The following is a 1993-nucleotide window of genomic DNA, read 5'->3' as shown; positions in this document are numbered from 1 at the left end:
ACCGCAACGCTGTCGAAGAGCTTCCAGTCGGCCTTCAACGTCGTCAAGGGTTCGGTTCCGGCCCGCACCGACGTACCCGACACCGATTTCGACGCCTGCGGCAAGAAGGGCATCGCCGACCTGAAGGCGGCCAATGAAGGCGGCACGCTGTTCGGTTCGCTCGCTCAAGGTTACGGCGCGCCTCCGGCGATCGCCAATGCCTATAAGGACGTCGTCTCGAAGTTCGTCCACGGCCAGATCAAGAGCTCCGACGAAGCCGTCACCCAGCTCGTCCAGGCGATCGACGACGCCCGCTGAGACGAGGCCGATGACAAGGCTTCCCCGCGTCTTCGCGGGGAAGCTTCAGTCCCCTGACGGATATGCGGGGGCGATCATGCGGGGACAGGCATGCTGGCCAGCCCCATGACGACATGCATGACGACATGCAGCGAGGAGATGCATTCCATGAGCACAGTTGCCACCACCGATCCGGTTCTGACGCCGGGGCAGGCGAGCGGGATCTCGCTTCGAAGCCGGCTGCAGGATGCGCTGCCGAAGATCGTGTTGGCGCCGAGCTTCGTCATCACGCTGATCTTCGTCTACGGCTTCATCGTCTGGACGGCCTATCTCTCCTTCACCAATTCCAAGACCTTCCCCTCCTATCAGCTGACCGGGGCGCGCGCCTATCAGCGGCTGTGGCGCTGGACCTTCGAGAGCGATCCGCCGTCCTCCTGGTACACCTCGATCACCAACATGGCGATCTTCGGCTTCCTCTATGTCGGCATCTGTCTGGCGCTCGGCCTGCTGCTCGCCATCCTGCTCGACCAGAAGATCCGCGGCGAGGGGTTGCTCAGGCCGATCTTCCTCTATCCGATGGCGCTTTCCTTCATCGTCACCGGGGTGGCCTGGAAGTGGTTCCTCGATCCCGGCCTCGGGCTGGAGCAGACCCTGCATCACTTCGGCTGGACGAGCTTCCACTTCGACTGGATCAAGAACAAGGACTTCGTCATCTATACCGTCGTCATCGCCGGTGTCTGGCAGGCGTCCGGCTTCGTCATGGCGATGTTTTTGGCCGGTCTTCGCGGCATCGACGGCGAGATCATGAAGGCGGCTGAGATCGACGGCGCCTCGCCTTTCCAGCTCTATCGGCGCATCATCATCCCGCTCTTGCGGCCGATCTTCCTGTCGGCCTTCATCGTGCTCGCCCATATGGCGATCAAGTCCTACGACCTGGTGGTGGCGCTGACCTCAGGGGGGCCTGGCGGCTCGGCCTGGCTGCCATCCAACTTCATGTATGAATATACCTTCAAGCGCAATGAGATGGCCGTCGGCTCGGCGAGCGCCATCATCATGCTGATGACGATCTCGGCAATCATCGTTCCCTACCTCTATTCCGAACTGAAGGAGAAGGCCCGATGAGCAGCCTCACCTCTGCGATCGGCACGTCATCATCGGCAACGGCCGCCGCAGGAGCGGAGCGCGGCAACAGCGCCCGCTTTATCGGCCGCATCGTCATTTACGGCCTGCTTGTCATCTTCGCCATCCTCTATCTGATGCCGCTCTTCGTCATGCTGGTGACCTCGTTCAAGACGATGGACGAGATCCAGAACGGCAACATGCTGGCGCTGCCTGAGGCGCCGACCTTCGATCCCTGGGTCAAGGCCTGGGGCGAGGCCTGCGTCGGGCTGACCTGCGCCGGCATCAAGGGCTACTTCTGGAACTCGATCAAGATGGTGGTTCCAGCGGTGGCGATCTCCACCTTCTTCGGGGCGCTGAACGGCTATGTCCTGACCAAATGGCGTTTTCCCGGCCACACGCTGGTGTTCGGGCTGATGCTGTTTGCCTGCTTCATCCCGTTCCAGTCGGTGCTGTTGCCGATGGCGACCATTCTCGGCTCGCTCGGCCGCTTCGGCGTCACCCTGCAGAACGCCACCGGCTGGAACTTCGGCTTCGGCAATTCGACGGTCAATCTGGTCTTCGTCCACGTCGTCTACGGCCTCGGCTTCACGACGTT

At 62.0% G+C, this 1993-nt stretch carries 1 protein-coding gene and 2 pseudogenes; all 3 read left to right on the top strand.

What is annotated here, in order from left to right:
- Window positions 1-297 (top strand): annotated as a pseudogene (locus FHT70_RS30015) (sugar ABC transporter substrate-binding protein); the annotation flags it as partial.
- 147 nt (window positions 298-444) lie between these two features.
- Window positions 445-1398 (top strand): sugar ABC transporter permease, encoded by a 954-nt coding sequence (locus FHT70_RS30010; protein ID WP_085777845.1) that lies wholly within the window; start codon window positions 445-447, stop codon window positions 1396-1398.
- Window positions 1395-1993 (top strand): annotated as a pseudogene (locus FHT70_RS30005) (carbohydrate ABC transporter permease); the annotation flags it as partial. The gene FHT70_RS30010 and the pseudogene FHT70_RS30005, both read left to right, overlap by 4 nt.

It is taken from the genome of Rhizobium sp. BK049 (assembly GCF_014193135.1).
GTDB lineage: Bacteria > Pseudomonadota > Alphaproteobacteria > Rhizobiales > Rhizobiaceae > Rhizobium.
The sequence above is the reverse complement of the archived record's forward strand: the minus strand, read 5'-3'. Positions and strand labels throughout refer to the sequence as shown.